21 protein-coding genes, 1 tRNA gene and 1 other RNA gene are annotated in these 23,686 nt (G+C 64.0%); 6 read left to right on the top strand and 17 right to left on the bottom strand.

The genetic code is table 11. The features are described from left to right. Positions 1-29: 29 nt before the first annotated feature. From L8F97_RS00875 to L8F97_RS00850, 6 genes are all read right to left on the bottom strand, one after another. Positions 30-1,088, bottom strand: coding sequence for a hypothetical protein (locus tag L8F97_RS00875; RefSeq protein WP_242146114.1), 1,059 nt, complete (start codon positions 1,086-1,088; stop codon positions 30-32). Between the two features lie 49 nt (positions 1,089-1,137). Continuing rightward, the gene (locus tag L8F97_RS00870; protein ID WP_242146113.1) at positions 1,138-3,996 is read right to left on the bottom strand and encodes a class I SAM-dependent DNA methyltransferase; all 2,859 of its coding nucleotides are present in this window, start codon (positions 3,994-3,996) and stop codon (positions 1,138-1,140) included. Positions 3,997-4,142: 146 nt separating this feature from the next. Next, entirely contained in the window at positions 4,143-4,736 is a 594-nt protein-coding gene (locus L8F97_RS00865; protein ID WP_242146112.1) for a hypothetical protein, read from the bottom strand. 139 nt (positions 4,737-4,875) lie between these two features. Continuing rightward, complete coding sequence (gene mobF / locus L8F97_RS00860) at positions 4,876-7,644, bottom strand: MobF family relaxase (protein ID WP_242146111.1); 2,769 nt, start codon at positions 7,642-7,644, stop codon at positions 4,876-4,878. Further along, entirely contained in the window at positions 7,644-9,449 is a 1,806-nt protein-coding gene (locus L8F97_RS00855) for a type IV secretion system DNA-binding domain-containing protein (RefSeq protein ID WP_242146110.1), read from the bottom strand. Before L8F97_RS00855 ends, mobF begins: the two co-directional genes overlap by 1 nt. Then, positions 9,446-9,799: a hypothetical protein gene (locus L8F97_RS00850; protein WP_242146109.1), complete on the bottom strand. Its 354-nt coding sequence runs from the start codon at positions 9,797-9,799 to the stop codon at positions 9,446-9,448. The genes L8F97_RS00855 and L8F97_RS00850 overlap by 4 nt, the downstream gene beginning before the upstream one ends. Positions 9,800-10,135: 336 nt before the next feature. On the opposite strand from L8F97_RS00850, the gene L8F97_RS00845 reads away from it, so the two are divergent. Together L8F97_RS00845 and L8F97_RS00840 are read left to right on the top strand one after the other, a co-directional pair. Continuing rightward, entirely contained in the window at positions 10,136-10,765 is a 630-nt protein-coding gene (locus tag L8F97_RS00845) for a hypothetical protein (protein ID WP_242146108.1), read from the top strand. A gap of 321 nt (positions 10,766-11,086) precedes the next feature. After that, positions 11,087-11,209, top strand: coding sequence for a type II toxin-antitoxin system mRNA interferase toxin, RelE/StbE family (locus L8F97_RS00840; protein WP_242146107.1), 123 nt, complete (start codon positions 11,087-11,089; stop codon positions 11,207-11,209). Between the two features lie 78 nt (positions 11,210-11,287). Here the strand turns inward: L8F97_RS00840 and L8F97_RS00835 are convergent, their stop codons facing one another. From L8F97_RS00835 to L8F97_RS00790, 10 genes are all read right to left on the bottom strand, one after another. Beyond that, the gene (locus L8F97_RS00835; protein ID WP_242146106.1) at positions 11,288-13,324 is read right to left on the bottom strand and encodes a hypothetical protein; all 2,037 of its coding nucleotides are present in this window, start codon (positions 13,322-13,324) and stop codon (positions 11,288-11,290) included. Positions 13,325-13,435: 111 nt separating this feature from the next. Then, positions 13,436-13,512, bottom strand: a tRNA-Pro gene (locus L8F97_RS00830). 57 nt (positions 13,513-13,569) lie between these two features. Continuing rightward, a complete protein-coding gene (locus L8F97_RS00825) occupies positions 13,570-13,893 on the bottom strand; it encodes a YbaB/EbfC family nucleoid-associated protein (RefSeq protein ID WP_242146105.1) in 324 nt (107 codons plus the stop codon). Then, complete coding sequence (locus tag L8F97_RS00820; protein WP_242146104.1) at positions 13,890-15,551, bottom strand: DNA polymerase III subunit gamma/tau; 1,662 nt, start codon at positions 15,549-15,551, stop codon at positions 13,890-13,892. The genes L8F97_RS00825 and L8F97_RS00820 overlap by 4 nt, the downstream gene beginning before the upstream one ends. A gap of 247 nt (positions 15,552-15,798) precedes the next feature. Further along, positions 15,799-15,896, bottom strand: an RNA gene (ffs, locus tag L8F97_RS00815) — signal recognition particle sRNA small type. 39 nt (positions 15,897-15,935) lie between these two features. Next, the gene (locus tag L8F97_RS00810; protein WP_242146103.1) at positions 15,936-16,103 is read right to left on the bottom strand and encodes a hypothetical protein; all 168 of its coding nucleotides are present in this window, start codon (positions 16,101-16,103) and stop codon (positions 15,936-15,938) included. Positions 16,104-16,190: 87 nt separating this feature from the next. Beyond that, positions 16,191-16,403, bottom strand: coding sequence for a hypothetical protein (locus L8F97_RS00805; protein ID WP_242146102.1), 213 nt, complete (start codon positions 16,401-16,403; stop codon positions 16,191-16,193). A gap of 51 nt (positions 16,404-16,454) precedes the next feature. Then, a complete protein-coding gene (locus tag L8F97_RS00800) occupies positions 16,455-16,778 on the bottom strand; it encodes a 2Fe-2S iron-sulfur cluster-binding protein (RefSeq protein ID WP_242146101.1) in 324 nt (107 codons plus the stop codon). Further along, a complete protein-coding gene (locus L8F97_RS00795; protein WP_242147066.1) occupies positions 16,775-17,860 on the bottom strand; it encodes a cysteine desulfurase family protein in 1,086 nt (361 codons plus the stop codon). Before L8F97_RS00795 ends, L8F97_RS00800 begins: the two co-directional genes overlap by 4 nt. Then, positions 17,857-18,927, bottom strand: coding sequence for a cysteine desulfurase family protein (locus tag L8F97_RS00790; RefSeq protein WP_242146100.1), 1,071 nt, complete (start codon positions 18,925-18,927; stop codon positions 17,857-17,859). The genes L8F97_RS00795 and L8F97_RS00790 overlap by 4 nt, the downstream gene beginning before the upstream one ends. A gap of 102 nt (positions 18,928-19,029) precedes the next feature. On the opposite strand from L8F97_RS00790, the gene L8F97_RS00785 reads away from it, so the two are divergent. After that, positions 19,030-19,686 carry an alpha/beta hydrolase gene (locus L8F97_RS00785; RefSeq protein WP_242146099.1) on the top strand — a complete coding sequence of 219 codons (657 nt, stop codon included), beginning with the start codon at positions 19,030-19,032 and terminating at the stop codon, positions 19,684-19,686. 111 nt (positions 19,687-19,797) lie between these two features. On the opposite strand, the gene L8F97_RS00780 is transcribed toward L8F97_RS00785, so the two are convergent. Then, positions 19,798-20,712, bottom strand: coding sequence for a threonine/serine dehydratase (locus L8F97_RS00780; RefSeq protein ID WP_242147064.1), 915 nt, complete (start codon positions 20,710-20,712; stop codon positions 19,798-19,800). A gap of 190 nt (positions 20,713-20,902) precedes the next feature. Between L8F97_RS00780 and L8F97_RS00775 the strand changes: the two genes are divergently transcribed. The 3 genes from L8F97_RS00775 to L8F97_RS00765 all read left to right on the top strand — a co-directional run bounded on the left by L8F97_RS00775 (position 20,903) and on the right by L8F97_RS00765 (position 23,679). After that, positions 20,903-22,123, top strand: a complete 1,221-nt coding sequence (locus L8F97_RS00775) for a type III PLP-dependent enzyme (RefSeq protein ID WP_242146098.1) — start codon at positions 20,903-20,905, stop codon at positions 22,121-22,123. Positions 22,124-22,238: 115 nt separating this feature from the next. Continuing rightward, positions 22,239-23,288: a 1,9-bis(guanidino)-5-aza-nonane synthase gene (locus L8F97_RS00770; protein WP_242146097.1), complete on the top strand. Its 1,050-nt coding sequence runs from the start codon at positions 22,239-22,241 to the stop codon at positions 23,286-23,288. Positions 23,289-23,385: 97 nt separating this feature from the next. Further along, entirely contained in the window at positions 23,386-23,679 is a 294-nt protein-coding gene (locus tag L8F97_RS00765; protein ID WP_242146096.1) for a hypothetical protein, read from the top strand. The last annotated feature ends 7 nt before the right edge of the window (positions 23,680-23,686 follow it).

Here is a 23,686-nt window from a genome sequence, read left to right as displayed (position 1 = left end):
TCGATTTCTGACGAACTGGGTGGTGAGCACTAGAACACCCCCCAAGCACGTCCGCCACCCATCTTGAAGGCGGCATCGATCTCCTGACTGCGGCGACGCCACTGTGCCTTTGCCGAGTTGCTACCCACTGTAAGTCTAAACATGCTGGGGCCGACCCGTTGAAACAGCAAATTCTCGTTGTCGTATTTTGCCGGCCCGTCAACGCCGGGGACCGGAAGCGTCAGCTTGTCCATCAGGTTGTTGCTGAATGTCAGCGAGCAATCATGCGGGTTATGATTGCCATATACGATTTTCAAGTGACCAAGTTGCGAATCTCGTGGAACATCATCCGGAGCGAATCCAAAGAAAACGCGTGTTAGCCGCTTCATCATTAGCTGATTACCTGGAAGACCGGCACCCCGATTACGAGTAATGTGCCGATCGGCCTCAATCCAAAGATTTGCACAAACGCGCAACTTGCGCAGGTCAACTGGCGTGAGCTGTCCGCGCTTCGTATGTTCGGGCGTCGTATCGTCTTCGGTCGGTGTAGGGTTCTTTAAATTGGGCTGGCTTTCGTAAATGTCGCGATAGCGGCTCAGCAAAGCGGGATTTAACTTTGTCGCCGGCCCCCAAAGCCCGTCAAACCAAGTCTCAAAGGTATCAATACAGGCCGCCGATTGAGCAGCGTTTTCTGGAACCGGATCCGGCACCCCGACGACGATGCCAGCCTCGTGGCCTCGTGTAAGCCCTGATTTCGAAATGTTTCCGGAACCCGCAAGAACGAAACGCGCGTCCGATCCGGTAAAAATCATCGATTTAGGATGAAATGGTATGCCGGGGACGCAGCCGCTACGATCCAGCACAGCGCTGTTGTGAATCCTTAGTTTTGACATTGGCAAGTCATTGATCGTGCTTAAAGCGAGCGGCGTGGTTCGCAGATAGTCGAATGATGTCAACCAGCGCTTCTTCACGTCAGGCCACCGGTTGCCTAGCCCTACGCTAAACGTAGAGATCAACTTTTCAATTCCTTGCGTGGTGATGTAGGCAACTGCGATGTCGATCTGCGACACTTCGCATTGGTCTAAAATCCAAGAAACCGAGTTGATCACGGATCCAGTCGTCGGTTGTGTAATTGCCTTTACGATCACAAGTTCAGCCTCATAGTTTGAGCATTGGTGAAAGGCCGCAGGACAATAAAGCGCTAGAATGTTTCGTGCGTTGATCATACAACTTAAACAATATCTCCAGCCTTTCAGTGTCGTTACGAAAACGACGTCCTAGATAAGCGCGCTCGAGAATATTGTCATTTTCTTCATGCGCCGTGTAAAGGTCCTTCGGCATCGTGCTGGGGTCGTAAAGGTCTGCAACGCTAGCCGGAAAGTGTGCCTCACGGACCAGTATTATTCGCTCTGCAGACCCGATAAGATCGATTTTGTCCTGTTGGGTAATATCAGGCACAGGAAACGTATTCCAACCCAATGTGTTGGAGTATCTGAAATCAGTCTTGATCTTGCCGCAGACGGCCGAAATCCAAACCAGATGCAGCCTCGAGGCGATGATTGCTAGATTCCATAAAGGCGCATCGTAGATCGCCAATGCGCTGTCTGCTACTATAACATCAACATCTACCAGTCCTACAGGAAGGTAAGGTCGCGCCTCGGACGAATGCCGCGGGATGATAATGGACTGACGGCTCGCGACGCCCTGTATTTGGACAAAACGGTAGGGTTTATCCGCAAATTTCTTAGTTGATGCCGCCTTCATCCCACGGCGTGCGGAAGCGACGGCCTCCATCCGACGGGCAAGCGGGGCGATGCGAGATGCCTCTTCCTGGTCTTTTTCTCTGATCCAGATGCATCCCCTATACTTCCCTTCGATAAAATCCTCGGAACCCTGGAAGCGCTTAAGGAAAGGACGCGCGCTGGGATGCGACGTTGCGAGTGCAGCCATTTCCTCAGGGGAAAGGAGAAGATGGCCATTATCCCGCGGCATATTCCCGAACATCATCTCATGGAGACCATTTTCAGGTTTCGACACAGGCTGAACGATGATGTCAGGGCCGGAGATCAGGTAAGGATTTATATTATCGGCTCGGCGAACGACCGTCTCGTTGTCATCGGTGGTCTCGTAGAGTCGCACGGCCTGCTTTCGGCGTTGCTGCGTCAGGCCTACAATGACGACGGTGACGACCGCTTTTCCGCTGGCAAGATTCGACCATCGAAAAGACGTGTGGGCGAAAGCGATCGAGATGCCCATCTGGAGGATTAGCGGCCAGAGGATGGGGACCTGTTGCCCTTGGCAGATCGAGTTGGTGCTGACCAGCGCGCCGGCGTTTCCGGTGCGTCCCAGATAGTCTGACGCCTTTAAAAACCATCCCGCTACGTAATCGAGCGAAGCCCATTTTTCGCTGCGCGCGGTAAAAACGGCTTCCAGATCCTCCTTCTGCTGAAGCGTCTGCAGCTTACCGCCATAGTAAGGAGGGTTTCCACAAATATAGGTTTCCGGCTCAGCTCCGCTTTCCAGCCCATTTTCTTCCAAAGCCGGCCGCCCCGTCGGGCCGGCCAGAACGCGCTCAGAGTTGTCCGCCCGCCGCACCGCCGGGCACACCTCCAGCCAATCCAGCCGCAGCGCATTGCCAACAGTGATCTGCCCCGTCTTGTGCAGCGGCAGCACCATCGCCCGCGCTTCCTGCTGGCTCAAGTACAGGCAGTCCGCCTGAAATTCGGCGATCAGCAGCGCGAGGCGGGCGATCTCGGCGGCGAAGCCTTTGATCTCTATGCCGTAGAAATTGGAGAGCGGGATGACGCTGCGACGCTCGTCCAGCCTTAAGCTGGCCTCGCCGCCTAGCCGTTCAACGATCGTCGCCTCGATCTCGCGCATCCTCTTGTAAGCGATGACCAGGAAATTGCCTGATCCACACGCCGGATCAAAGACGCGGATGTTCGCCAGCCGCTTGCGCAGGTTGCGCAACTTCTGCTTGCTGTGGCCCGCCGCCTCCAGTTGCTCGCGCAGGTCGTCGAGGAACAGCGGGTTCAGCACCTTCAGGATGTTGGGTACGCTGGTATAGTGCATACCCAACTCGCCGCGCTCGCCATCGTCGGCGACCGCCTGGATCATCGATCCGAAGATGTCCGGGTTGATCTCTTTCCAGTCGAGCTCGCCTGCGCTAAGCAGATAGGCACGCGCAGTGCGGCTGAACCGCGGACATTCGCCAGCCGCGGTAAATAGCCCGCCGTTTACATAGGGAAAGACGTCCGCATAGGGGCGGATGCCCGCGGCACGGCGATAGCGGTCGTCGAAATTGCCCTCATGCTTGACCGGCGTTTCCATCGCTAGAAACAGATGCTGAAGCACTTCGTGAGTGTTGCCCCATTGCGCCTCGCCGCTGCCATGCCCGGCCTCTGACATCCTGGCGACGGCAGCGGTGAATAGCCCCTCGCCGTTAAAGATGCCGGTATCCTCGGCGAAATAACAAAAGATCAGCCGCGCCATGAACTGGTTTAGCGCGTGCCGCCGCTCCTCGGTCGCCCATTCCGGATTGTCGTTCAGCAGCGTGACGTACAGCCTGTTGAGCCGCCCGGTCGCCTTGATGTCGACCGGGTTATTCTTGATTTCCTTGACAGTGGAAATGCCCGCGAGCGGCAGGAATGTTGCGAAATAGCGTGGCAGGTCGGCGTAGGCGCAGGCGATCACATCCCCGCCGACCAGATCCTCCGCCTCGACCGTTTCACCGTCGGTGGCGAAAAGAAACTTGGCCTTGATCGACGCCGTCTTGGGACTCGCGCGCAGGGCCGCCAGCACATCATGCACGCCGCCCGGTGGCGCGACGGCGATGTGGATGTTGTTGCGCTGGAGTACGCCGCCCACATCGGACTGGTTGCTGTCACCCTTGCGCAGGCGATCGACGGTGGTCTTCTTGGCGCCGAACGCGGTGATGAACTGATATGGAAATTCGGCCGGATCGAAGGGCTCGGCGACCAGCTGAGATACGGCTTCTTCGATTTCGACTGCGTTCATGCCGCCAGCTTTGCCTCCCCGCGATGGGAGTAGGCAATCCGCTTTCGGCGCGAGGGCTTCGATTCGTGCGTTTTTGCGGGCGCAAGTGTTGGGGATCGTCGGACGTCTCATCGGCGCGGGGTCGGATGGGTCGCCGCGCTCCGATGTCAGATCGGCGACCGCCCGCTCGTCTGTCGATATAGCTCGCGCGCCGTTGGCCCAAGGGACCGGGAGATGATAATTCGACGATGATGGATCGGACCCTGGGGCGAGTGCTTAAGATAGAAGTGGGCGGCGTAAGGGGCGTCGATACCCTTCGCCATATATTTGGCGAGCTTGCTCGTGGTCGTCGCGGGCTGCACCATCAGGCAGCGGTGGGGCATATTGGGGGCGAGCTTCTTCATTGCGCGGCGGATGCGCTTTTCGAGATTGTTTTGGTCGAGCGGCGACCAACGCAGCAGCCAGTGAACGTGAATCGGCCCGTTCGGCGGCCTCTCCCACACGGCGATCGCATCGAAGCTCCCTTGCGCCGTGCCCTGACCCACCCGATAATTCCAGGCGCGTCGCGTATTCTCCCATATTTTCCGGAACAGATCATACGGCTGTATGCTGCCGGCCAAAGCAGAGCTGAACTCGATGGTGATCGCCGTATCCATTGGCGATAGGGCCTTGCGCGCGAACCGCTCAGCATGCAGCAGCGATCGAGCGCTTTCCGGTCGCAGGCACGTTCTCTTGGGCAATTGAGCAACGCCCGGGGTCATGGAGGATCGCCACATACCACCCTGCTAACGGCAATCCGTTAACACCTCGGCAAACCGTTTTTCGTCGGTAGTAGACCCCCCGGTGACTTAATTAAATCAATGGGCGGTTGCACCCGCTTTACCGACCCCGGCCGCGGGACTATGTAATCCCGAACCCCGCCCCCTCGCGCATCATGATCTCGTCGAGTGCGCCGACCTGCGCCCCGTCGCGCAAACCGAGGGCCTCGGTGAGCTTGGCGCGGCTATCGGTATAGATCGAGGCCCCTTTGCGGGCGCGTGAGATGGCGACATAGGCGGCGCGGGTATCGACGGTGTTGACGCGATAACTTTCTAGATTCGCCATAACCCGATCGCACGTTGCGCCCTGGCTGCTGTGGATCGTGCGGACCCATCCCGGTCGGATATGGCGGTCGGCAAGATGACGAAGGTCGAGCATCTGCCGCTCGCCATCGTCCTTCTCAACCAAAACGCTTGATCCCTGGGCATCGACCGCGACGACCATCGCGCTCGTGCCGTTGAGGCGCTCGGCGAAGTAGTTGTTGCGGGTGAACTGGAGCTTGTCGCCGGTGCGGAACTCCTGCTCGACCTCGGCGAACGCCTCGGCGTGTGCGCTGCCCCAGCGCGCGGGCTTCCAATCGTGGGTCTTGGCCTTGGGGTTCGGAGGCACGAGCCGGACGGTCCCGGCCTGTGCATCCACGGCATCGACGCGGTATCCGACGCCGGGGCGCGGCTTGCCCTTGGTGCTCTTGCGAAATGTGACGACATCGCCGGGGGTGTAGCTGCGCGCCTGGGCCGCCTCGGCGCGGGTGAGGCCATGCGGTTCGAGGACGGTTGCGACCAGCGCCTCGTCGCCGAGTTGGCCCTCGTGTAGCAGCGCGAGCCGAATCGCATCGGTGAGGTTCCGGCGTCCTTCGCGGGTCGGGTCGAGGACGAGCGTGCCCGCGCGTTCCTGGGGTGACAGCTTCGCAAAATCCCGCGCGAGGGAGGCGATGCGGGTCTGGTCGTCGCGCTGCTCGATGATGGCACCGCCCCCGGCGTCGAGGGCGGCGAATGCCGCCTTCGCGTCCCCTGCGAGCATCGCCTCGACCGCTTCGCGGGTCTTGATGTTGGTCTGGCGGACGATCTTCTCCAGCTTGAACGTCGGCATGCCCGCCTGCTGGAGCTGCCCAAAACTGCGCCCGGCTTCGACCGAGCCGAGCTGGGCGACGTCACCGACCAGCACGAGTCGCGTGCCGGTGCGTTGTGCGTGGGCGAGCACGCGGGCGGCGTCGCGCGCGGACAGCATGCTTGCCTCGTCGATGATGTCGATCCGCTTGGCCGGTTCTTCGTCGTCGGCGCGGTCGAGCATCATTGCGACGGTCATCGGCTTGGCGTTGATCGCGCGCGCAAGTACGTCTGCGGCCGTGGCGGTCGGTGCGAGGGCGCGGATCTTGAATCCTTTGGCGCGGGCGGCGTCGGCGAAGGTCTTTAAAACCGTCGTGGTCTTCGCGGTGCCCGCGCTACCCTGGATGCCGGTCACGGCCGCCTCGGATACCAGCAGCGCCCGCGTCGCTTCGAGCTGTCCCTCGTTCCAGGCGTGACCCTGGTCTTTCGGTGCCAGCTTGATCCTGGTGACGATATTGCTGGCGGCAACGCGGTCGAGCACTGGCTTGCCCTTGAACTGGTAGCGTCCTTCGGCCTCAATGCGCAACATGGTGCGCTCGGCCTCGACACCTTCGCGGGTCGCGAAGCCGACCACGCCACGCGCGGCGCGGGGGGCAGCGCGCACGACCAGCGCCTGACGGCGTTTGGCGCGGGCGATGGCGGCAAGGATGTCGGCATGGGTAGCGCGGCCCAGGGCGGCGTCTCCTGCCTCGCGTTCGACACTTGCGGCTGAGAAGGTCGCCTGCCGCTCGCTGATCGCGGCTGTGGCGAGCGCGACGGCGCGGTCGGCTGCTGGCATGCGCTGGCGGGTGCTGAGGCCGGGTTGTGCGACGGTGCGGGCCTCGGCATCGGAGACCATGCGACGACGTATGGGGCTGTCGAACCCGAGCGCGGTCGCGCGGTCACGCCATGCCTGCGCGAGTTCGCGGTGATCGACGGCCTCCTTGGTCGCGCGGGTGTCGATCGCGATCACGTTCTTGTGGGCGGCGCTGGCGGTCGCGCGAGTCATGCCCTCCTCGGTGAGCCTGGCGACGATCTGTTCGGACCGCTTGGAGAATGCAGCGGTCACCGCGTCCGGCACACCATCGATCTCGAAATGCGCCTTCTTCGTGATCGTGACGGCGTAGCCGAGCTGCTGTGCTTCGATCGCGAGCGCCTGGCGGTAGACCGCGCCCATATCCATCTTGAGCCTGTAGAGGGGGCGGCTGTCGAGGCTGCGCCACTCGCCATCGTGCTGGGTCGCGTTGAGGACAACGGCGTGGGTGTGGACCTGCGGGTCTGGCGGTTGGTCCGGGACTGGCCGGGCCGTGTAGTGCGGAAACAGTGCGGCCGCGATGTTGCCGGTCGCGGTCGGCTCGGGCTTGCTGCCGCCTTCTCGGATGCGCGTCACGGCCGCGTGGCGTTCGGCATAGTCGAGCGCGATGACGACGGCGCGGTCATGGGCGTCGAGCAAGCGGCGGTCCCCTGCGACCAGCGCCATCGTCGATACGCTCTTGGGCGCGGAGAAGGTGACATCCCATCCCAAGGTATGCTCGCGCGCGCCATCGCGGACGGTGCCGAGCACGGTGCCGTCGGTCATCTTGCCTTCGAGCAGCGCCCGGAAGGTTTGGGGATCGACCTCGCCGTCCAGGCGGAGCTTGCGGGCGGCGCGACCGTGCCAGCGGCTGGGGGTGCGGTCGTCGCCGGTATAGTAATCGTCCGCGCCGGGTTCGTAATAGCTGGCGGCTGCGGCCGGGTCGGTGAGCTTGGCGATCGTCGCGACCATCACTCGGGGCCTTCCATGGTGAGCCAATCGTCGCGGTCCTCGATCCGCGTCGCGGGCGTGGGCATAGCTGCGGGCGTGGCGGGCGTGTTCACGACGGGCGCGGGGATGAACGCGGGGGCGATGGCAGGTTCGTCCAGGGGCGGCGCGATGGTGACGCACGCTACGGGGTAGCCGGACAGGCGAACGAACGCCTCGCCGATGGCGAGTCCCATCACCTCGGAATCGAATATCAGGGCGCAGCGATCACGCGTGGTGGTGAGCGATCCGCGCTCGGTCTTGGCGTCGATGTCGAGCGTCTCGCTGGGCCGCTGCCCCTCGGTCTCGGTCGTGCCGGCGAGGTCGGAGGCCCACTTTGCGGTCGCGTGATCGCCCGCTGCCATGATGATCTGAGTGCCGGCTTGGCCCGTCAATATCTGGCTGCCCTGCTCGCCGTAGCTCTCGACGACCTGGGCGATCGATTGGAAGGCGATCGTGATGGCGGCGCGGTGCTTGCGGCCTTCGGGTAGCAGCGTCAGCAGCGACTCGACGCGGGGCAGCGATGGCAGCTCGTCGAGGATCATCCAGGCGTTGACGCGGCAATCGGGCGGGCGCTGAAGAATGGCGGATGCGGCTGCATCGATCCAGGCGACGATCGCGGGATCGGCCGATGCGCGGTAGCGCCGAGGTGCGGCCAGAAAGATGAAGGGCGCTGGTCCGTCCTGGTCGTCGAGGCGGGAATAGAAACCATCGAAACTGAACGGTGCTGCCGATGTGGGGATGGCGGCAAGCAGGGCGACGATATCCGCTGCGGCGCTCAGCATGAACAACACGCTGCTGGTGGCCTTGTCTGCGCCTGCCTCGAACACGCGGGCAGCCGGGGTGCCCGCGACGATAGCGCTCAGCTCGTCCTTGTCGGCGCTGGCGAGCATGGTGGCCAGCACGTCGAGGTCGGCGCGACCGGTGCGCACAAGATGATGCACGAGCTGCGCGACGACGGTGCGGGCCTGATCATACCAGATCGCGTTCTCGGTGAGGCCCTTGGGCTTGGGGATCAGTATCGTTGCCAGCCGCTTGGCATCGGCGAGGTCGGTGACATCGGCGAGCGGGTTCCATCGCGCGGTGCGGGCATCCCATGGGTTGAGAATCACATCGCCGCGTTCGGGTTGGTAGAATGCAGAAATGTAGCTGCCGTCCGGGTCGAAGATCAGCGCGGCCTCTCCGCGTTCGGCGATCTGGCGCACGATCGCGCGTAGCGCCGTGGTCTTGCCGGAGCCTGTCTTGCCCGAGAGCAACAGGTGGCGGTTCTCATCGCCGGGCGGAATGGGAACGCCCCCGATCACGATAGATCGGCCCTTCTTCTTCGCCAGCGCGACCAGCGATGCCACTTGCTGGGCGGTCGCGGTGCGGCTGCCCCGCAGCACTTGGTCCATGTTCGCCTTGCGTGCGGTCGCGATCCATTGGTGGCGCAGGAGCGTGGTCATCCCCGCCCCGAGCAGGATCGCGGCGACAACGCCGGCACTTGCTATGCGGGTCAGCAGCTTCATCGCGGCGACGTGCTCGGGCGTCACCGGCTCGCCGAATCCAGTTGCTTCGGGCGTGGGGGCGGGACGCAGGAGCGTTGCTGGGTCGAAGTGACGGACGATCTGCGCGCGGGTCCATACCGTGGCGAGTTGGCGATCGTCGGGACTGGATGCGAACCAGGCAAGCGCCGCGCCGATCACCAATCCGAGCAACGCGCCCACGGCCGCGACGCGCACCAGCGTAAGGATGGCCTGGCTACGCCTGGCCTCGATCGCACGGCCCCGGCTGATCTCGATCGCGGTCATGTCTGGGGCCTTCCGGCGAGCTTCTGGACGAACGGTTCCTGCTGGTGTTGCGGCAACGCCATCAGCGCGTGGAGGCGAGAGGCCGCGTAGGCTGCGAACGCATGGCGCTCGGCCGCACGGCTGGCATCCATGACCGCGTCGATCCTGGCGGCGAGCGCCCCAACCTCGTCGGCGACACGAGCGAGCAGCGAGTCGGTCGCGGAGACAGACGCCGGTTCGGGCGCGGCGAGCGCTGCCTCCACCAAGCTGCGCACGACCTTCGCGCGGTCGCTGCCGGTCGCCGTCACACGCTCGTCGATGAGCTTGGCGATGGCTTCGTCGACCCTGGTCTGGATGACGATGGTGCTCATCGCGGCATCTCGATGAAAACGGCCTGTTCCCAGCGGCTTCGGCCACGGGACGGGTTGTTATGTATGCGCAACGATACGGATGTGCTCTTGGGGACCGTGACGCTCTGGGCCGCACAGCCGTGCATCCGGTGTAATACTGAAACCTTGCATGAGGCGAAGCCTCGTGGCCCGGCCGAATGGCTGCGACTGACCCGTCCGGCTTGAGCTGCGCGGTGAGTTGGGGTATGTGCTGACGGGTGATCGCAGGCGGTCATGAATGGCGGGCCTCGGACTGGGATAGAATTATCCCGATGTAGGCTCTGGACGCGGCCAGATCAAGGGGATATATGTATCCCCATGGTTGATATCCTCTTCAAAACCCTCGGCACGCGCGAGGTGGACCGCTTCCTCGCTGGCTTCCACGACATCGCCGACGCCCATCGCAGCGCCTATGCGGGCCGTTTGAAGCATCTCACCCGTGGTGGATTCCCCCCGGGTGTTTCGGTCGGCCCCGGCGTCGCGGTGCGGTTTGATGCCGACATGCTGTTCCAGATGCTGGTGGTGACCCAGCTATGGCAGCATGGCGTCTCGCCCGCCCGCGCGGTCGCACTAGTGACGGAGGCGTGGCCCCGACTTCGGGGGGATGTCCTGCGGGTGTGGCTGTCGGTCGAGGCCTCCAACCGGGACGGCAAGCCTGCGAAAAGCTATGTGGACCCAATTTACTGGCGGGTGCCGGTCGAGGCGCTGCGTCACATGGCGCGGCCCGACCGGCCCTACAGCTTGGACTCGGACGATCGTATCGACACCATGACGACAGAGGAAGCGCATGCCGACTTGGACGCGCGGGGCTATGGCCTCCGTGGCAGTTCCTTCATCAAGGTTGACCAGCTTATTCAGGATGGTCTGCGGCAGTTGGGTGACACCGTTCTGCCGCATCCAGGTGAGGTCAGCCCGTTCATGCACGGCATGATCCCGCTGCCTAAGTAGAAGTATAGCGTGGCTGAAACGGCTCCGCCACCGGCTGCAGCCTGGTTGCCTCTCCCTTCGTTCGTTCCGCTATAGTTGTGCCGCAAGAAGATGCGGCTGATAGGATCAGGCCGTCGCGACTGCCTCCTGTTCTGCGCCGCGCGCTGCCCCGTTTTGGGTGAGCACGGTATCAAGGATCTGCATAACGAATCGCTGCCGGGCCTTGGGAAGCTGAGTGATCGCGTCGATTTGCCGTTCGAGCCGCGACGCTGGGGCGCGCGGTGATTGCGCGCCTGTCGGGTTCGGTCACTACGACATGAATCGGCTCAACGGGTGATGCTCATGCTGATCGCGAACGACGCGCCGCTCGGGCCGGAATGGAAGGATCATCCGCTCAAAGGCGAGTGGTCGAGCCACCGCGAATGTCATGTCCGCGGCGATTTTTCTGCTGATCTACAAGGGTGAGGATGCCACCCGTAAGGGCGGCACCGTCGTCTTCGTCAGGGCTGAACGCACACCGACCTGTTCGGCGAGTAGGTAAAGTCAGTCTTGTGACAGATCGCCTGCCCGCGATGTGCCCGCATCACTCCGGCGCTTGCGGGTGACGCCGGCGCCGACCCGTGACCGACTTTCCAGCGGCAACAGCCGTATGGGTTGAGGATCGATGTCACCGGTAATCGTCGGGACGTAGCGCTCGATGAATTCGCGCCGCTCGGGTAGCACGACATCAAGCCCTTCTGTCGCCATGCGCTTTGAATAATGCTTGCCGTTGGTTCCTTCTCTTGCGTGGCCCATAACGTCCGCGCGCATCAGAGCGTTGACGCCATCGACCTCGTAGAAGCTCGATCCTAGCGCCCGAATCGAATGTATGTCCGGACCTTTGCCGAGAGGGTTGATGGGTAGCGGTAGTCGCTCCGCGATGTAATCAACCATGTGCTGCCAGGCGCGCTCGTAGAAGTGCGCGCCGCCGCGCTTCTCCTCGTTCACATAAAGCTCGGGGAAGAGCGCGACATGCCCTTCGGCGCGTATCGCCTCGACATAGTCCAGGAACCCCAACCGCCTCAGCTCGGCATGGATCGGCAGCTTGCGATTTCGCGCTCCGCGCTTCTCGCCTGCCATTTCGCCATCACGCCCGCGAGTGAGGTTGTCGCGAATGTGCAAATGCGGGACAGCGTGGTTCGTAATGACGTCGGCGACCTCAAGCCCGCCCGTTTCTTCGCGACAGCTGTGATGGTAGAACCAGAGCAGTGGCAGAAAGTAAGCGGCGTCGTGCCAGACTTGGCAGCGGAGTCCATCGGCGCGCAGGCGTTTTAGCGCGCCACCGCCGCCTGTGTAGATCGGAGAGCGGAACAGATGCTCCAGATGCGCCGTCGTCCAGGGCGGGCGGGTGTCGACATTGGGATCGTCCTTGATCGCGATGCGCCCGGCACCGAAGTCCATCACGATCGCACCTGGCATGCGAGGTTTCCACGACGTTGTCGCTAGATGCTTGGCGACAGTCGCCATTGTCGACAGGTCGCGGTTGGTCGTCTTGGGATTGCGCCGCTCAGCAGCGGCGACGGGCGGCAGCTCGGCAATCACTTCTGACCAAGGGCGTGACATGGCGCCTTTGGTTGAGGTGCCGTAGTAGAAGCGGGCCGGCAGTTGCTGGATTCTTTTCTTGAACATGGCCGCATCGAGGTGCGTATAAGCGCCGAGCGGCTTGTCGCCGGTGATCCAAGCGAACGTTTCCATGATGCGACGCTGCTGCTTGAGGTCGCCCTTCCAAATGCCGTCGGCTTTCAAGGAGGCCAGCACGTCGGGGATAGCCGCGCTGAAGAGGCGCGGGTCGTAGATCTGAAACTGGCTGTCGACCGACTGCACAACCGGAACGACCGTCGGCTCGGTGGGAGCCGTGAGCCTTCGCACTTCGGCCGGCGGCCCAAGGTCCGCCATCAGAGCGGCGATCGGATCAGCGGCGTCCATGATGTCGTCGTCAAAGACACGCTGGACACGTACGCAGGCGCTTGCCGCGGCGCGAATCAGGTGCGTCCGTGCAACGGCAATGGTGCCAGCATGGACTGGTGCGCCAACCGCCTCCAGTCGCTTTGCAACCACATCGTCCCTCAGCAGATCGCGAATCTGCTGCGCGTATTCCTCGATCGGCCCGATGTCAGCATCAAGCCCGCGCCTGACCAGCTCGGCCCGGTCCTGGTCGGTCAAACCCAGCTCACGGTCCGGGCGGCGGATGATCTTGTAGGCTTCGGCTTCCTGAGCTGCCACCTCGGGGACAGAGGATGACCATGAGGCGTTTTCATAGGCGCTGTGGACGTATGAAGTGAGTTCGGCTTCGAGCTCGGCGCGAAAGAGCGCTTCGATCTCGGGTCCGCTCAGCCGTCGTCCGTCTTCCAACATCGCATCCACGCCCGATTTCACCCGCACGAACCGCGCCGACAGGATCGACGCGCGGGTGCGCGCGACCTTCGGGTCGGCGGTGCCCAGCGCGATCGATAGCGGGGTCGAGATAAGATTTCGAAAATGGACGCGGCGCCGGAAGGTGTAGCGGCCGGCACGTCGATGGGCATGGGGGATGTTGCACACAGGGGGTCTTCGCCTTTTCGGCGTGTGTCACCGGTGTGTGCTACAGCTCTGTGCACAGACCGGAATAAAACACACTCAAAGTGGCGGAAATCCGTCGCTTTCGCGATAAAGTGGTCGGGGAGACAGGATTCGAACCTGCGACATCCTGCTCCCAAAGCAGGCGCGCTACCAGACTGCGCCACTCCCCGACGCGAAGCGCGTCCTTAGGGATGCGCTTCGGCAAGGGCAAGTGTTGATCGTAGCGATCAGAACGGCAGCTTGAAGCCCGGCGGCAGCGGAATGCCGCTTGTCATCTTCGACATCGCTTCGCCGGAGGCGGCGTCGGCCTTCGCGCGCGCATCGTTGAAGGCGGCGACGACGAGATCCTCAAGCATCTGCTTTTCCGCCGGCACGAGCAGCGAATCATCGATCGACAAGCCGATGATGCGGCCCTTGGCGGAGGCACGCACCTTGACCAGACCGCCGCCGGCGGCACCTTCCACCTCGACCTGGTCGAGGCCAGCCTGGGCTTTTTCGAGTTCGGCCTGAACGTTTTGCGCCATGGCCATGATGTCTTCGAGATTGTTCATGCTTCGCTCCGTTGCAGGGATATGATGCGGTCGAGCTCCTCTTCGGGAAACTCGGCACCGGGGAAGGCTTCAAACGCGGCGGCCACGACCGGGGTTGCGAGGATCGCGGCGCGACGCGCTTCCTTGGCTGCGAGGTCCCGCTCCTTCAACGTCGGCGCGCCGGGCACGTTGTCGGTGGTGATCTTCCATACCTTGCCGGTCAGCCGCTTCAATTCGACATTGAGGTCGCGCACAAAATCGGCCGAGATCGGGCGGGCGGAACTCAGCACCACCTCCGGCGCGGCATACAGTACCACGCTGGCGTGCGCATAGACGCCGTAGCCGAGCGCCTGCTGCCCGTTGTCGTCGAGATAATGGCGTAGCGCGGCGATCGTCGCCGGCAGTGCGTCTTCCGCCACCGGGGCCGCGATAGCAGCGGGTGCTGGCGCCGGTAGAGGCGTCGCCGAAACGCGGCCCTCTGCCAGCATCTTCGCTAGTTCGCCCGGATCGGGCAGCGTGGAGGCATGGACGAGTCGCAGCAACGCCATTTCGCACGCCTCGATCGGCAGCGCGGCGCGACCGACCTCCTCATGCGCCTTGAGCAGCAATTGCCACAGCCGGTGCAGCGCCGCGAACGAAAGCCTGCTCGCCCAGTCCGCAAGTGCGGCGCGTTCTTCAACCGACTGCCCGGCGTCCACCGCCGCGCCGAGCTTCACCAACGTCGTGCCGTGCACCGTCTCGAGCAGTGCGCGCAGCACGCTGAGCGGGTCGACGCCAAGATCGTACTGGCGGCGCAAGGCGGACAGCGCGCCTGCCCCGTCGCTCGCCAGCAGCAGCGCGAACAGGCTGCGGGTGGCACCACGATCGGACAGGCCGAGCATGTCGCGCACCGCATCGGCGCGGACACCGCCGCCCTCCTGCCCGGCATGCGCGATCGCCTGATCGAGAATCGACAAACCGTCGCGCGCCGACCCCTCCGCCGCGCGCGCGATCAGCCCGAGCGCCTCCGGCTCCGCCTCGAACCCTTCAGCCTGCGTGACATAGGCGAAGTGCTCGGCAAGCTTCTCGGCGGGGATACGACGCAGGTCGAAACGCTGGCACCGCGACAGCACCGTCACCGGCACCTTGTTCACCTCGGTGGTGGCGAACAGGAACTTCACATGCGCGGGCGGCTCCTCCAGCGTCTTCAACAGCGCGTTGAAGGCGTTCTTGGACAGCATGTGCACTTCGTCGACGATGTAGATCTTGAACCGCGCCGACACCGCCGCATAGCGCGCCGCGTCGATAATCTCGCGCACGTCGTCCACGCCAGTGTGGCTGGCGGCGTCCATCTCGATCACGTCGATGTGGCGCCCCTCCGCGATCGCGCGGCACGGCTCGCACACTCCGCAGGGGTCGATGGTCGGGCCGCCCTGCCCGTCCGGGCCGATGCAATTGAGTGCCTTGGCGATCAGCCGCGCGGTCGAGGTCTTGCCCACTCCGCGCACACCAGTCATCAGGAAGGCGTGTGCGAGCCGGTCACGCTTGATCGCGTTGCCGAGCGTCTGCACCATCGCGTCCTGGCCGATCAGCTCGGCGAACGTCTGCGGCCGGTATTTACGCGCGAGGACTCGGTATGCCTCGGGCTTGGGCGTGGCTTGCGGCTGCGGCGGTTCACCGAGATCGAAGGAGTCGGACATCGGCTCTATTTAGGAGCGGCCGCGCGTGTTGTCGAAGGAATGGTTCACTGGTGCGCCGTGCTGAGCGAGACCCGGCGAACTGAGAACATCGGCCGCTCGCGAGCATGAGCCTGGGAAGCCTCGAAGCCGGAAGACAGTGGAAAGGATCTGTTAGCGGGCAAAGCCACTGTCGTCGGTCGCACTTTAGCGCCGCCGACCGGGCGCGCTGCGATCTGTGCGGCGCAGCTTTACTGCGACTTGTGCAGTGCGAGGTGGGAGCCGGAACGACCCGTAGCGAAATCGTTGTGGCTGCTGCCTTCCGGCCCTGACCAAGTTGGCGACGACCACGTCCGCCCGACTCCCGCGGCGCATATGCCGGGGTCGGGCGGAGAGATCAAGCCCGCGTCAGCGGCGGACGCGCACCATCTTGCAGACGCGCTTGACGTGGTGGCCCTGACGAACCGTTTTGCAGACCTTTTTGGAATGCCAGCCGTGGGGAGCGGCAAGCGCGGGCAGTGGGGCGAGCGAGGCAGCCGCGACGCACACGGCGGCAGCGAGGGCAGTGATCTTCATATCGGTTCCTTATTTTCGAGCCGTGCAGCGGAGCACGCCTGGATCGCCGAGCTTGCGCTCAGACGATCCAAGCCGGGCGCCGCTGTGTTACCAGCGAACCGTGCGGCAGACGCGGACCTTGTGGTGACCACGCCACTTCCAGTTGCACACGCGGCGGGTATGATGTCGGTTCCAACCGTGATGGCGTTCGCTGTGGCGCACGACGGTACGCGTCACGACGCGGTCGTGATGCTGCGCGGACGCAGCGACCGGGGCGAGCGTCGCGGCGGCGGCGAGGCATGCCGAGAGGATCAGCTTCATTTTCACAGGGTTCGCTCCTTTTGTTACCTTGAGGGCACGGGAGCGTAATGATCACCGACCATGCATGTTCCGCGATTGCGCCGGAATTCTGATCGTGATGGCACGTTCGAGCCGGATCTGGCAGGCGAGCCGACTGTAGCGCGTGGCGCCACTGGCCAGGTCCAGCAAATCCTCTTCATTCTCACTCGCCGGTGGTAAGTTGGCGAAATCGGCGCCGTCGACGATGACGTGGCAAGTCGAGCACGCCATCTGCCCCTCGCACGTCCCTTCGAGCGGCTGACCGGCATTTTGCGCGACTTCGAGCAACCGATCGCCCGGCTGCGCCTGCGCCATGCTGCGCGTACCGTCGGCGGCGATAAACGTGACGCAGATCATGCCGCGACACGTTGCGCGTCGGCGGCGGCGATGATGCGATCGGTGGCGTCGATCAGGTCGGCCTCCTTGGTATAGCGGCCGAAGCCGATGCGGATACTGGTACGAGCCTGCGTGTCCGTAAGGCCGATCGCGCGCAGCACGTGGCTTGGCCGGCCCGATCCGCTCGCGCAGGCCGAGCCGGCGGAAAAGGCGATGTCACGCAGTTGAGACATCAGCCGCGCCACGTCCAGCCCGTCTCGTCGCACGTTCAGATTGCCCTTGTAGCGATGCTCAGCCGAGCCATTTAGCATCCACCCCCGGGCGGCGAACCGATCGAGTGAGGCGTCGAACAGCCGATCGGCATGGGCGGCGTCCGGCGCATATCGGTCCTGCGCAAGCAGCGCGGCGACGCCAAAGCCGACACATAACGCCGGGGAAAGAGTACCGGATCGCCCGCCTTCCTCCTGCCCGCCGCCGTGCAGCAGCGGCGTCAACACGATGCCATCGCGAATCCACAAGGCACCGACCCCTTTCGGACCATGTATCTTGTGCGCCGATATGGCGATCAGATCGCAGCCATGGGGTAACGGAACACGCCCGAAGCCCTGCACCGCATCGCACAGCATGACCGCACCCGCCGCCTTTGCCCGCGCGGCAAGAGCGGCGATCGGCTGGATGGTGCCAATCTCATTGTTGACCAGCATCGCCGCTACCAGTCCGGTTCCAGATGCGGCCACATGATCAGGTTCCACCCGCCCGTCGCGGTTCACCGGCAACACCAACGCCTCGCGTCCGCCGCAGCGTACCGCCTCCACCGTATCCAGCACCGCCGCATGTTCGCTCGCCAGCGTGACGATGCCGCCGCATGTGCCCTTGATCGCCCAATTCAGCGCCTCGGTCGCACCGCTGGTGAAGACGACGCGGCCGCCCGGCGGCAGCAGCGCGGCCACCTGCGCGCGCGCGACTTCCACCGCCGCCTTGGCCCTGCGTCCGCCCGCGTGCGCGGAGTGCGGATTGGCGAAGTCGTCACGCAGCCACGGCACCATCGCTTCGAACGCTTCGGGCGCAAGCGCTGTGGTCGCCTGATAATCGAGGTAGATCACGCCGCGAACCTGCCCATGCCGCGCGAGATGCTGCGCCACTCCGCAACGAAGCGGTCGACATCCGCCTCCGTCGTTGCCCGACCGAAGCTGACGCGGATCACCTCACGGCTCGCATCCGTATCCCAGCCCATCGCGGTCAGAACGTGGCTTGGCTTCATGCTGCCCGACGAGCACGCGCTCCCCGCCGACACCGCGATGCCGACCATGTCGAAGCGGATCAACTGGGTCGCCGCCGCCGCGCCATGCATCCGGTACGATCCGATCGCGGGATTTCTGGCCGCGCCAGCCGCGACGATTTCGCCACCGGAGCGCGCGATCGCATCGTCTAGCCGGGCGCGCAGGGCAGCAAGCCGCCCGACCGGTTCCGGCACTGCCAGCGCCGCCGCATAGCCAAGCGCGCCCGGCAGGTTCTCCGTCCCGGCGCGATAGCCCCGCTCCTGCCCGCCGACCGGGGACAGTGTGGCCAAGTCGCGAACCAGCAACGCGCCGATCCCCGGCGGACCGCCACGCTTGTGCGCCGAGATCGCGATGAAGTCGGCCAAGCCCGCGAGGTCCGGATCGGCGCCCGCAGGCATTTGCGTCGCGTCGACCAGCAGCAGCCCGCCCGCTGCATGAACGATTGAGGCGATCTCGGCGAGGGGCTGGCGCACGCCGGTTTCGCTGTTGGCCCATTGCACCGCCACCAGCCCCGGCGTCGCCAGCGACATCGCCAGCGCGGCGCAGTCGATGACGCCATCGGGTCCGACCGGCACGATTTCCGCACACGGCGCGGCGCGGATCGCTGCGTCATGCTCGGTCGCGCCGATCACCCGTCGCTCGATCACCGATCGGCCGAGCGCGATCGCCAATGATTCGCTTGCACCGCTGGTCAACAGCACCTCGCCGCGCCAGGCATAGGCGGCGGCGATCCCACGTCGTGCCCGCTCTAGCGCCGCTCGCGCCGCGCGCCCCTCGGCATGCGGAGACGACGGGTTCGCCCAATGCGCCAGGCCGGCGACGACAGCGTCCCGCGCCTCCGGCAGCATCGGCGTAGTGGCGGCATGATCGAGATAGAGACGGTCGGCCAATCGGGCTCCGGTTCACAATGATTGCGCCTGCGCGCGCTGTGCCTATATAGCGCGCAACTTCCGCGTGTCCTTACGCGCCCCAATTATTTGTCAGCAGGTTCGATGCCCGAAGTCATTTTCCCCGGCCCCGATGGCCGTCTCGAAGGCCGTTTCTCCCCCGCACCGCGTCCGCGCGCGCCGGTCGCGATGATCCTGCATCCGCATCCGACAGCGGGCGGCACGATGAACAATCGCATCGTGCAGGAACTGTACAAGACGTTCCAGCGGCGCGGCTTTGCGACACTGCGGTTCAATTTTCGCGGCGTCGGGAAGAGCCAGGGGACGTTCGACAACGGCGTCGGCGAACTGTCCGACGCGGCGAGCGCGCTCGATTGGGTGCAGAGCTTCCACCCCGAAGCCTCGACCACCTGGATCGCGGGTTTTAGCTTCGGCGCGTGGATCGGCATGCAATTGCTGATGCGCCGTCCAGAGATCCGCGGCTTCATTTCGGTGGCACCGCCGGCCAACATGTATGACTTCACGTTCCTGGCGCCGTGCCCGGCCAGTGGCATCATCATTCAGGGCGAGAACGACGAGGTCTCGCCGCCGGCCGCCACGCAGAAGCTGGTCGACAAGCTGCGCACGCAGAAGCACATCACCATCCACCACGACACCATCCCGAAGGCGAACCACTTCTTCGAACATGAGATGCCCGACCTGATGGGCAGCGTGGACAAATATCTCGATATGCGGCTCGACCCTAACTCACCCATAAGGTGAGTCAGGAGCAGCGGATTAGCGAAGCTGATCCGCGCCCGCGCCGTCGAGCCGGCCGGCGGCGCTCCAGCGCCGACCGACGGCATGGGCTTTGCCCATGCCGCGCCACTCTGGTCAATCGCGCCCTGCCAGCACGCGGCCATATGCCGCCAGATCCACGTTCCCGCCGGACAGTACCACCAGCATCCCCGCCACCGGCGTCACCTTGCCGGCAAGCAGCGCCGCCAGCGCCACCGCACCGCCCGGCTCCACCACCAGCCGCAGCCGCTCCGCTGCCCAGCGTTGCGCGACCCGGATCTCCGCCTCACTCACCGCCAGCCCCTCGACGCCGCGCCCGGACAGGACGTCGAACGTGAGCGGCGACACGCGCAGCGTCTGAAGCGAATCGCACGCGGTCGGCGGCGGCGCTTTGCCGACCGGCTCGATCCACCCCGCCTCCAGACTGCGCCGCATATCGTCCCAGCCCTCCGGCTCGACAACGGTGATCTCGGCATCGGGCAGCGCGAGCGTGATGCCCGCCGCCAGCCCGCCGCCGCCGCACGGCACGACCGCCTGTGTTACCGCTCCGAGCCCATGTTCCGCCATCTGCGCCGCAGCCTCGATACCCGCGCTGCCCTGCCCTTCGATAATCCACGGATCGTCGAAACTCGGCACCAGTACCGCCCCTCGTGCTTCGGCGAGTCGTGCCGCGATCGTCTCGCGACTCTCGCTCGCGCGGTCGTAGCTGACAATCTCCGCCCCGAGCGCGAGCGTACCCTCGCGCTTAGACCTGGGTGCATCGGCGGGCATCACGATCGTCGCCGGCATGCCGAGCCGTTTCGCCGCCCACGCCACGCCCTGCGCATGGTTGCCCGAGGAAAACGCCACCACCCCGCGCAGACGCTGATCCGCATCGATCGCGGTCAGTCGGTGCCATGCGCCGCGCACTTTGAACGCACCCACCGGCTGCAGCGATTCGGCTTTGAAGGCGATCGGAACACCCTGAAAATCCGCTATAAAAAGGGGCGTCGGCGGCACGATTGCCGCCATCTTCGCTGCGGCATCTCGCACCCCTGCGCGGGTCGGTTGTCGTAAAATCGTCACACTCTGTCTCCGACCAATCAAAACCGCTTTACATCCGAAAACGTCGATCCTATCTCGCGCTTCCGCTGCCCCATGGGACTTCCAACCGCAAGGCAGCTTTTTTCGTCTTGTCTCACGACATTGGAGGTCCCTTGAGTTGCACAAGCATCATCGCGCGCTGGGGTTAGCGACCACCATTTCGACCACCGTCACCGGTGTCGATATCGCTAAGCACGGACCGGTTCAGCCGGTCACGCTCGTTCGTCCGCACGCCGCATCGCGTGCCGCTCGTTTCTTCGTCGAGAAGTTTCCGGGTCGCTCGATGTATGCGGTGAAGGCGAACCCGTCGCCCGCACTCCTGCAGATTCTGTGGGACAGTGGCATCACGCAGTACGACGTCGCCTCGATCGCCGAGGTCAGGCTCGTCGCGCGTACGCTTCCGGAAGCGACCCTGTGCTTCATGCATCCGGTCAAGGCCGAGGAAGCGATCGCCGAGGCGTATTTCACGCACGGCGTCCGCACCTTCTCGCTCGATTCGACCGAGGAACTGGACAAGATCGTCCGCGCGACACGAGGAGCGGAAGACCTCACGTTGTGCGTCCGGTTGCGCGTGTCCTCGGAACATTCGAAGCTCAGCCTCGCATCCAAATTCGGAGCCGCTCCCGGCGAGACGAAGGAACTGCTGTTCCGCACCCGTCAGGTTGCCGACGCGCTCGGCATCTGCTTCCACGTCGGCAGCCAGGCGATGACACCGGAAGCCTATACGAACGCAATGGAGCGCGTGCGCGCGGCAATCGTCGAGGCGGCGGTGACGGTCGACGTGATCGACGTCGGCGGTGGTTTCCCCTCGTCCTATCCGGGCATGGAGCCACCCCCGCTCGAACGCTATTTCGAGACGATCCACCGTGCGTTCGAATCGCTGCCGGTCAGCTATTCGGCCGAACTGTGGGCTGAGCCGGGACGGGCATTGTGCGCGGAGTACAGCTCGATCCTGGTGCGCGTCGAAAAGCGCCGTGGCGACGAGCTGTACATCAACGACGGCGCGTACGGCGCGCTGTTCGATGCGGCGCACATCGACTGGCGTTTCCCGACCCAGCTCCTGCGCGAGCCGGACAGCCATGCCAAGCTGATGCCGTTCAGCTTCTACGGGCCGACCTGCGACGACATGGATTACATGGCGGGGCCGTTCTACTTGCCCGCCGATACCAAGGCGGGCGATTACTTCGAGATCGGCATGCTCGGCGCGTATGGCTCGGCGATGCGGACCGCGTTCAACGGGTTCGGATCGGACGAGACGGTGATCGTCGGGGATGAACCGATGGTGTCGCTGTACGGCGAGGACGAAGCAGAGGTCGCTTCGAACGTCGTGAAGCTGTAACAGGCTTTTCATAGACTTAATCGGTTAGGGGCGGCGCGCTTCGGCGTGCCGCCTCCACATGGGTTTCCGCGTCCCCTTACAACGACGGCGGTGCATGAGACGATTGGGAGTCCCCATGACCGAACCCCTCAATACCAACCGCAAGGCCGAACTGCTTTCGACCACGGTAGAGCATATCGACATCACAAAGTTCGACGCGCGTCCGATCGTCGATGCGATGAAGAAGATGAGCTTCACCAGCCGCGACCTCGGCCGCGCGACCGACATCTACAACCAGATGCTCGCCGATCCGGATTGCTCGATCTTCCTCGTCATCGCCGGTTCTACGTCGGCGGGCGGCTGCATGGACCTCTACGCAGAACTGCTGCGCAACAACATGATCGACGGCATCGTCGCGACCGGCGCGTCGATCGTTGACATGGATTTCTTCGAGGGCCTCGGTCACAAGCATTACCAGGCGCTGGAAGTGCCGGACGACGACACGCTGCGTTCGCTGCTGATCGACCGGATCTACGACACGTACATCGACGAGGAACAGCTCCAGCACGTCGACCACACGATCTTCGAGATCGCCGAGACGCTGGAGCCGCGCCCGTATTCCAGCCGCGAGTTCATCCGCGAGATGGGCAAGTACCTCGTCGAGCACGGCAAGAAGGACAACAGCCTCGTCAAGCTCGCCTATGAGCATGACGTGCCGATCTTCTGCCCGGCCTTCGTCGACTCTTCGGCTGGCTTTGGTCTCGTCAAGCATCAGGTCGACTCGGTGAAAGCCGGCAAGCCGTACATGGTGCTCGACGCGATCGCCGACTTCCGCGAGCTGACCGAGATCAAGATCAAGGCGGGTGTCACCGGCCTGCTGATGATCGGCGGCGGTGTGCCCAAGAACTTCATCCAGGACACGGTGGTGTGCGCGGAGATCCTCGGCCATGACGACGTGCAGGTGCATAAGTATGCGGTGCAGATCACCGTGGCGGACGTGCGTGACGGTGCGTGTTCTTCCTCGACGCTTCAGGAAGCCGCCTCGTGGGGCAAGGTTAACACCGCAATCGAGCAGATGGTGTTCGCCGAAGCCGGTTCGGTGATGCCGCTGCTGGCGTCGGACGCTTATCATCGCGGGCTGTGGAAGGATCGCGTAAAGCGGCGCTGGGGCGCATCCTTCGATTAACAGGAATGCCATGTTCGGTTAATCTGCATTGCTCCATGAAACCTAAGACGGCTGCGGACGTTTCGCAGCCGTCATTAGTTTCTAGGGAGCAGTAAACATGCGTAAGATCGTCCTCTCGCTGACCACCGCATCGATCCTGGCGTCGGCCGCCATCGTGCCGACCGCAGCCGACGCGCGCCGGTATCATCACCGCCGTACCTATTATCAGGATTGCCGCCGTTCGTCGGGCACCACCGGCGCGCTCGCTGGCGGTGCTGGCGGCGCAGTGCTGGGCAACGTACTCGGCGGCGGCGTGCTTGGCACGGTTGCGGGCGGTGTCGGCGGTGCGCTGCTCGGCCGTCACCTCGACAAGAAGCATGACGCCGCGCAGAACCGCCGCAACGGCTGCTGAGTCCAGC

Origin of the sequence: Sphingomonas sp. BAUL-RG-20F-R05-02 (assembly GCF_022662305.1) — a bacterium.
Taxonomy (GTDB): domain Bacteria; phylum Pseudomonadota; class Alphaproteobacteria; order Sphingomonadales; family Sphingomonadaceae; genus Sphingomonas.
The sequence above is the reverse complement of the archived record's forward strand: the minus strand, read 5'-3'. Positions and strand labels throughout refer to the sequence as shown.

What these genes read in the sequence shown, in the direction of transcription:
- L8F97_RS00810 (WP_242146103.1), bottom strand. Translation starts at nt 16,103, where the DNA reads ATGAAGATCACTGCCCTCGCTGCCGCCGTGTGCGTCGCGGCTGCCTCG.
- L8F97_RS00820 (WP_242146104.1), bottom strand. Translation starts at nt 15,551, where the DNA reads ATGTCCGACTCCTTCGATCTCGGTGAACCGCCGCAGCCGCAAGCCACG.
- L8F97_RS00780 (WP_242147064.1), bottom strand. Translation starts at nt 20,712, where the DNA reads ATGGCGGCAATCGTGCCGCCGACGCCCCTTTTTATAGCGGATTTTCAG.
- L8F97_RS00855 (WP_242146110.1), bottom strand. Translation starts at nt 9,449, where the DNA reads ATGACCGCGATCGAGATCAGCCGGGGCCGTGCGATCGAGGCCAGGCGT.
- L8F97_RS00845 (WP_242146108.1), top strand. Translation starts at nt 10,136, where the DNA reads ATGGTTGATATCCTCTTCAAAACCCTCGGCACGCGCGAGGTGGACCGC.
- L8F97_RS00800 (WP_242146101.1), bottom strand. Translation starts at nt 16,778, where the DNA reads ATGATCTGCGTCACGTTTATCGCCGCCGACGGTACGCGCAGCATGGCG.
- mobF (WP_242146111.1), bottom strand. Translation starts at nt 7,644, where the DNA reads ATGGTCGCGACGATCGCCAAGCTCACCGACCCGGCCGCAGCCGCCAGC.
- L8F97_RS00805 (WP_242146102.1), bottom strand. Translation starts at nt 16,403, where the DNA reads ATGAAGCTGATCCTCTCGGCATGCCTCGCCGCCGCCGCGACGCTCGCC.
- L8F97_RS00840 (WP_242146107.1), top strand. Translation starts at nt 11,087, where the DNA reads ATGCTGATCGCGAACGACGCGCCGCTCGGGCCGGAATGGAAGGATCAT.
- L8F97_RS00850 (WP_242146109.1), bottom strand. Translation starts at nt 9,799, where the DNA reads ATGAGCACCATCGTCATCCAGACCAGGGTCGACGAAGCCATCGCCAAG.
- L8F97_RS00865 (WP_242146112.1), bottom strand. Translation starts at nt 4,736, where the DNA reads ATGACCCCGGGCGTTGCTCAATTGCCCAAGAGAACGTGCCTGCGACCG.
- L8F97_RS00870 (WP_242146113.1), bottom strand. Translation starts at nt 3,996, where the DNA reads ATGAACGCAGTCGAAATCGAAGAAGCCGTATCTCAGCTGGTCGCCGAG.
- L8F97_RS00825 (WP_242146105.1), bottom strand. Translation starts at nt 13,893, where the DNA reads ATGAACAATCTCGAAGACATCATGGCCATGGCGCAAAACGTTCAGGCC.
- L8F97_RS00770 (WP_242146097.1), top strand. Translation starts at nt 22,239, where the DNA reads ATGACCGAACCCCTCAATACCAACCGCAAGGCCGAACTGCTTTCGACC.
- L8F97_RS00765 (WP_242146096.1), top strand. Translation starts at nt 23,386, where the DNA reads ATGCGTAAGATCGTCCTCTCGCTGACCACCGCATCGATCCTGGCGTCG.
- L8F97_RS00785 (WP_242146099.1), top strand. Translation starts at nt 19,030, where the DNA reads ATGCCCGAAGTCATTTTCCCCGGCCCCGATGGCCGTCTCGAAGGCCGT.